Origin of the sequence: Cohnella baijiui, assembly GCF_020731285.1 — a bacterium.
Lineage (GTDB): Bacteria > Bacillota > Bacilli > Paenibacillales > Paenibacillaceae > Cohnella.
This window is the reverse complement of sequence record NZ_JAJFOW010000005.1, coordinates 315382-322041: the sequence shown is the minus strand read 5'-3', so window position 1 is coordinate 322041 and position 6660 is coordinate 315382. Positions and strand designations below refer to the sequence as shown.

5 protein-coding genes are annotated in these 6660 nt (G+C 61.1%); 2 read left to right on the top strand and 3 right to left on the bottom strand.

Going from position 1 to position 6660, the window contains the following annotated elements; translation table 11 throughout:
* Positions 1-339 precede the first annotated feature (339 nt).
* Positions 340-1548 carry a quaternary amine ABC transporter ATP-binding protein gene (locus tag LKX83_RS08255; protein ID WP_227881683.1) on the top strand — a complete coding sequence of 403 codons (1209 nt, stop codon included), beginning with the start codon at positions 340-342 and terminating at the stop codon, positions 1546-1548.
* A complete protein-coding gene (locus LKX83_RS08250) occupies positions 1541-3265 on the top strand; it encodes a glycine betaine ABC transporter substrate-binding protein (RefSeq protein WP_227881682.1) in 1725 nt (574 codons plus the stop codon). Before LKX83_RS08255 ends, LKX83_RS08250 begins: the two co-directional genes overlap by 8 nt.
* A gap of 174 nt (positions 3266-3439) precedes the next feature.
* Here the strand turns inward: LKX83_RS08250 and LKX83_RS08245 are convergent, their stop codons facing one another.
* From LKX83_RS08245 to ftsY, 3 genes are all read right to left on the bottom strand, one after another.
* Positions 3440-4957, bottom strand: a complete 1518-nt coding sequence (locus LKX83_RS08245) for a DHA2 family efflux MFS transporter permease subunit (protein ID WP_227881681.1) — start codon at positions 4955-4957, stop codon at positions 3440-3442.
* Complete coding sequence (locus LKX83_RS08240) at positions 4950-5411, bottom strand: MarR family winged helix-turn-helix transcriptional regulator (RefSeq protein ID WP_227881680.1); 462 nt, start codon at positions 5409-5411, stop codon at positions 4950-4952. Before LKX83_RS08240 ends, LKX83_RS08245 begins: the two co-directional genes overlap by 8 nt.
* 173 nt (positions 5412-5584) lie before the next feature.
* Positions 5585-6583 (bottom strand): signal recognition particle-docking protein FtsY, encoded by a 999-nt coding sequence (gene ftsY / locus LKX83_RS08235; RefSeq protein ID WP_227881679.1) that lies wholly within the window; start codon positions 6581-6583, stop codon positions 5585-5587.
* Between the last annotated feature and the right edge of the window lie 77 nt (positions 6584-6660).

The window sequence follows — 6660 nt, the reverse complement described above, 5'->3', positions numbered from 1 at the left end:
AAGTGCAACGCTTTTACGACCGAGGTCGAGAGCTCCGTGTTCGGCCACGCCCTCAGATAGGCCGTCTGGCGCGTTTCCTTGCACATGTCGAAGTTCCTGCACGGCACACCGTCCGCGCTGAATCCTGCCAGGTTAGTTTGAATGGCACCATCAAAAGGCTTTATCGAAAACATCATATGGAAAAACGGCCGATCTCATGATCGGCCGTTAGGGTCCGACTAGGCGCGGATGGGGGATTCGGGGAGACAGGTAAGCGCAGATGGTAACCGGCGAGTAATTTGGTCCCCGAAGGCAGACGCTAAGGGACAAATCTCCAAGCCAGTCCAATCGGAGGCGCGTATGTCGATCGTATCGGTGAAGGCACTGACGAAAATATTCGGGCACGAGCCCGAGAAAGCGCTGGCCATGCTGAGCCAGGGCATGTCCAAAAAGCAAATTCACGAAAAAACGAAGATGACGGTCGGGGTGAACCGGGTCAGCTTCGACATTGAGGAAGGCGAAATTTTCGTCATTATGGGACTGTCGGGCAGCGGCAAGTCCACCTTGATCCGCCTGCTGAACCGGCTCATCGAGCCGACCGGCGGCGAAATCTGGTGCGGCGGCCAAAACGTCACGAACATGAACGCCGCGCAGCTGCGGGAATTCAGGCGCCGCAATATGGCCATGGTTTTCCAAAAATTCGCGTTGTTCCCGCACAAAAATCTGGTCGACAACGTGGAGTTCGGTCTGGAGATCCGCGGCATGCCCCGCGAGGAACGGCGGGCCAAAGCGCTTGAGGCGCTGGAGCTGGTCGGTTTGAAAGGACTCGAAGCAAGCTACCCGGACCAGCTTAGCGGCGGGATGCAGCAGCGGGTCGGCCTTGCCCGCGCCCTCGCCAACGAACCCGCCATTCTGCTCATGGACGAAGCGTTCAGCGCGCTGGACCCGCTTATCCGCAAGGATATGCAGGACGAACTGCTCGATCTGCAAGAGAAGATGAAAAAGACGATCATCTTCATTACGCACGATCTGAACGAAGCGCTCCGGATCGGAGACCGGATCGCGCTGCTGCGCGACGGCTCCCTCGTGCAGATCGGAACGCCCGAGGAGATCCTCATCAACCCGGCCAACAAATACGTGGAGCGGTTCGTCGAGGACGTCGACCTGTCCCGCGTGCTGACCGCCTCCCATGTGATGCGGCGTCCGGAGACGATCGGGATGGACCGCGGGCCTCGGGTCGCGCTGCAGCTCATGCAGGGCAGCGGCATCTCGAATCTGTATGTCGTAGACAAGTCCAAGCGGATGATCGGAGCGATCACGGCCGAAGGCGCCTCCGACGCGATCCGGAGCGGCCAGACGCTGTCGGACATCATCATCCGGGACGTCCCTACCGTGCGGCCTGACCAACGGCTGAACGAAATGTTCGACGCCGTCAGCAGCACCCGCATCCCCGTCGCCGTCACCGACGAGGGCGGACGCCTGCTCGGCATCGTCGTGCGCGGCGCCGTGCTGGCCGCCCTTACGGGCAGCGTCGACCACATTAACGTAGAGGGGGATCTCGATGCCTAAGCTCCCCTTGGATACATGGGTCGAAGCGATCGTCGACTGGCTGGGCACGAACATTCGCTTTCTGTTCGACGTGCTGTCCGCCGCAATCGGCGGGACGGTGTACGCCTTCTCGGCGTTTTTTCACCTGCTTCCGCCCTGGCTTCTGATCGCGCTGCTGGTCGCGCTCGCCTACCGTCTCGGCCGGTGGCCGCTCGCCCTGTTCGCGCTGATCGGGCTGCTCCTAATCTGGAATCTGGGCTACTGGAGCCCGACGATGGACACGTCCGCCCTCGTGCTGACATCGGCGCTCATTTCCATCGTCCTTGGGGTCCCGCTCGGCATCTGGTGCGCGGCCAACGTCTCGGTGCGCAACGTCCTGACGCCGCTCCTCGACTTCATGCAGACGATGCCCGCGTTCGTGTACCTGATCCCGGCCGTCACCTTTTTCGGACTCGGGGTCGTGCCGGGCGTCATCGCGTCGGTCATCTTCGCCATTCCGCCGACGATCCGCCTTACGAACCTCGGCATCCGCCAGGTGCCCGAGGATCTGATCGAAGCGGCCGACTCGTTCGGCACGACGCCAAGCCAGAAGCTGCTGCAGGTCCAGCTCCCGTTGGCGCTGCCGAACATGATGGCGGGCATCAACCAGACGATCATGCTCTCCCTGTCCATGGTCGTCATCGCTTCGATGATCGGCGCCCAGGGCATCGGAGCGGACGTCTACCGGGCCGTTACCCAGCTCAATACCGGGCAGGGCTTCGAAGCCGGGCTCGCCGTCGTCATCCTGGCGATCCTGCTCGACCGCCTGTCGCAGCGGCTGGCCGGCCGCAATCAGAAGGGCAAGTCTTGGATGCGCAAGGTGCCGTGGATCGCCGGCGCGCTCGTCGTCGTCCTCGTCGCCTCCGGCTTGTACGAATCGCTGCGTAGCAACGCCGGCGGGGAAACCGACGTCGCCAAATCGGTCGGTTCGCAGATCATCGGCATCGATCCGGGCTCGGGCCTGATGAAAGCAGCCGGCAACGCGATGAAGGACTACCAGTTGGACAGGTGGAAACTCGTCGAAGGGTCCGGTACGGCGATGACCGCCGCCCTCGATAAGGCCTACCGCGCCGGACAGCCGATCATCGTCACCGGCTGGACGCCGCACTGGATGTTCATCAAGTACGATCTGAAATATTTGGACGACCCGAAAGGCTCGTTCGGCGGCAGCGAAGAGATCCATACGATCGTCCGCAAAGGGCTGAAACAAGACCAGCCTTCGGCGTACGCCTTCCTTGACCGCTTCTCCTGGCAGGCTTCCGACATGGAGGAGGTCATGAACAAGATTGCCGATGGCGCGCAACCCAAAGAGGCGGCGGACGCCTGGGTGCGGGATCACCCGGACAAAGTCGCCGAATGGACGAAAGGGATTGCCCCGGCACCCGCCGGAAAGCGCATCAAGCTGGCGCTCGTCGCTTGGGACTCCGAGATCGCCAGCACCAACGTCGTGAGAGCCGTCCTGGAGAAGCTGGGCTATACCGCCGAGCTGCTGCAGGTGGAGATCGGTCCGATGTGGGCCGGCATCGCGGGCGGCGACGCCGACGCGATGGTCGCGGCCTGGCTGCCTACGACCTCCAAAGACTACTACGACAAGTACAAAGGCCAATTCGACGACCTCGGCGCGAACCTGACCGGCACGAAGCTGGGGCTCGTCGTACCGAAATATATGGATATCGGTTCGATCGAGGACCTGAAGTAAGCTCGGCGGAGACGAGGCTCGGCGCAAACGGAGCCGCGTTGCTGCAACCCGAATTTTTCGGCTTACGCGCGCCAACCTTGCCCCTAATAGAAAAGAACGGAACGAGTTCTCCTCGTTCCGTCCTTTTTGCAATCATTGCCGGGAACTTCCCGGCGCGGACCGGTCCTTCCGCGCTCAGCGAGCGCCGGAAGCGACCGGTTCTTTTTGGTTTTCCTTGTCGAGCGTTTTGACCGTCTCGTGGTGCGGCTTGACCTTCTTGATGAAGAAGGCGAGCACGAGCGCCACTACCGTGATCCAGGTGGCGACGACGAACGCGTGCTGGATGCCGTAAAGCGTCGCTTCCTTGCCGATTTCGGCCATCTGCGCCGCGTTGGCCGCGTCGTTCGGATCGATCTTCGCGGCCATCACGAGCTCTTTGCCGTGCGAGGAAGCTTTGTTCGACATGATCGTCACGAGCAGGGCAGTACCAAGCGCGCCGGCGACGTTCCGAAGCGTCTGCGACATCGCGGAGCCGTGGGAGTTCAGCGTCTGCGGCAATTGGTTCATCCCTGCCGTCTGGATCGGCATCATCAGCATCGACATCCCGAACATCCGCAGGGTGTACAGGAAAATGATGTGGCCGTAGCTGGAGTCGATCGCGAGCTTGCTCAGCTCGAACGTAGTGTAAGCAGTGATGACGAGGCCGACAACGGCGAGCCAGCGCGCGCCGACCTTGTCGAAGATCATGCCTGTGATCGGCGACATGATCCCCATCAGGATCGCGCCGGGCAGGAGCAGGAGGCCTGCGTCGAGCGGCGTAAAACCGCGGATGTTTTGCAGGTAGATCGGCATCAAGATCATCGCGGAGAACATCGCCATCGTGACGACGACGTTAATGACGGTTGTCAGCGAGTACATGCCGTACTTGAAAACGCGCAACTCCAAAATCGGTGTCTTGGTGGCCAGCTCGCGCCAAACGAACAAGATCAGCGCGACGGCGCCGACGATGAGGCTGACGATGACGCGTGTGCTGCCCCAGCCGTCATTGCCGGCGTCGCTGAAGCCGTAAAGCAGACCGCCGAAGCCGAGCGTCGACAGGATGACGCCGAGCGCGTCGAGCTTGGGCGTCGAAATGCGGTTCACGTTCTTCATCGCGAACGCCCCGTAAATCAGGGAGAATACCGCGATCGGCAGGATAATATAGAACAGGACGCGCCACGATTGGTGCTCGACGATCCAGCCGGACAGCGTCGGGCCGACGGCGGGCGCGAAGATCATCGCGAGACCCATCATCCCCATCGCCTTGCCCCGCTGCTCGATCGGGAAGATCGTCAGAAAGACGACGGACATGAGGGGCATCATGATGCCCGCGCCGACGGCTTGGATGAGGCGGCCGGTCAGGACGAGCTCGAAGCCCGGCGCGACGGCGGCGACGATCGTTCCGATCGTGAACAGCCCCATCGCGACCATATACAGCTGCCTCGTGGTGAACCGGGCGATCAGGAAGGCGGTGACCGGGATGACGACGCCGTTCACCAGCATGTAGCCGGTGGAGAGCCACTGAATCGTGTTCGGTCCGATGTTGAGGTCTTCCATCATCTTCGGCAAAGCGACGTTCAACAGCGTCTGGCTGAGGATCGCCACAAAAGCGCCGATCAACAGCGCCGCGACGATCGGCCCTCTGCGTATGGTGTTGCCAATTGCGTTACTCATCGTTGGATTCCTCTCTCACTCTCTGTAGAATATCGACGATCTGCCCGTGGATGCGGAGCAGATGCGCCTGGTCTTCCTCGGATAATTCCAGTATGGGCGACAAACGATTGACGCGCATGGCGTTCGTCTGCGTCCAGAGCTCCTCCCCCTTCGGAGTCAATCTCATGGCGACGGCGCGCCGATCGTTCTCCGGCCGTTCGCGAAGGACAAATCCCGCTTTTACCATTCGATCTACGATACCGCTCATGGTACTCTTCCCCACGTACAGGCACTCCGACAGCTCGGACAACCCGATCTGCGGCTGCTCCGCCAGCGTCTTCATCACAAGGAACTGAATCGGCGTAATGCCCTGATTGTACGCGGACTTCGACAACGAATGGTAAAACGCCTGGTTCACCTCCCGAAAAGACGTGAAGATCGCAAGGATTCGCTGCTGCTCCTCCATTGGCTCCATCCCTTACCTCTCATTAGTTATGCTACGAATATTTCGCATACGAACTATCTTAATCGCGAATACCCTGAACCGTCAACCCGTAGTTTGCGCAATTCATACCAAAAAACCGCGACATTCCCTCATGAAAGGGAACATCACGGCCCATAAGGTGCCGCAAGCTCTCGCTTGCTGATTTATTCGCCTGCTTCCGTTTCTTCCTCCGTTACCAGACCGGCAAACAATGCGTGGACGAACTGCTCGGGATCGAACGCCTGGAGATCGTCCATTTTTTCGCCGAGGCCCACGAATTTCACGGGCAGGGACAGCTCGCTCTGAATGGCGATGACGATGCCGCCTTTGGCCGTGCCGTCCAGCTTGGTCAGCACGAGGCCGGACACGCCGCTCTTCTCTCCGAACAGTTTGGCCTGCTGGAGCGCGTTTTGGCCCGTGGCGGCGTCCAAAACGAGCAGCGTTTCGTGCGGCGCGCTCGGGATTTCCCGCTGAATGACGCGGTAAATTTTAGAGAGCTCCTCCATCAGGTTGGCCTTGTTCTGCAGCCGGCCCGCCGTATCGCATAGCAGGACGTCCACTTTCCGCTGCTTGGCGGCTTGGACGGCGTCATACATGACCGCGGCCGGGTCGGATCCCGCCCCTTGCCGGATGACGTCCACGCCGACGCGCTGGCCCCACACTTCGAGCTGCTCGATCGCGCCCGCGCGGAACGTGTCGCCCGCCGCGAGCAGTACCGACTTGCCCTCCTGCTTGAAGCGGTGGGCCAGCTTGCCGATCGTCGTCGTCTTGCCGACGCCGTTGACGCCGACGAACAGGATGACCGTGATGCCGTCGGGGTTCATTTTGAGAGCGGCTTCCTCGCCGTCGCCCTTCAGCAGGCCGACGAGCTTTTCCGACAAGATCGGCTGCAGGAGCGCGGGCTCCTCGATGCGCCGCTTTTTCACCTCGGCCCGCAGCTCGTCGATCAGCTCCATGACCGTATTCACGCCGACGTCCGCGCCGATGAGGATTTCCTCCAGCTCCTCGAAGAACGCTTCGTCGATCTTTTTGCGGCGGGAGAACAGATCCGACACTTGGCCGACGAACGCGTCCCGGGTTTTCGCGAGACCTTCGCGGAATTTGCTCGTGACCGCTTCCGTCTTGGCCGCGATGCTTTCTTTCAGCTTCTTAAAAAAACTCATCGTGTCCCTACCTCCTGCGGGCGGCCGTCCGGCGCGTGCCGACGGTCCTGCCCCTTCCCATTGGGGGCTGTCGCTTC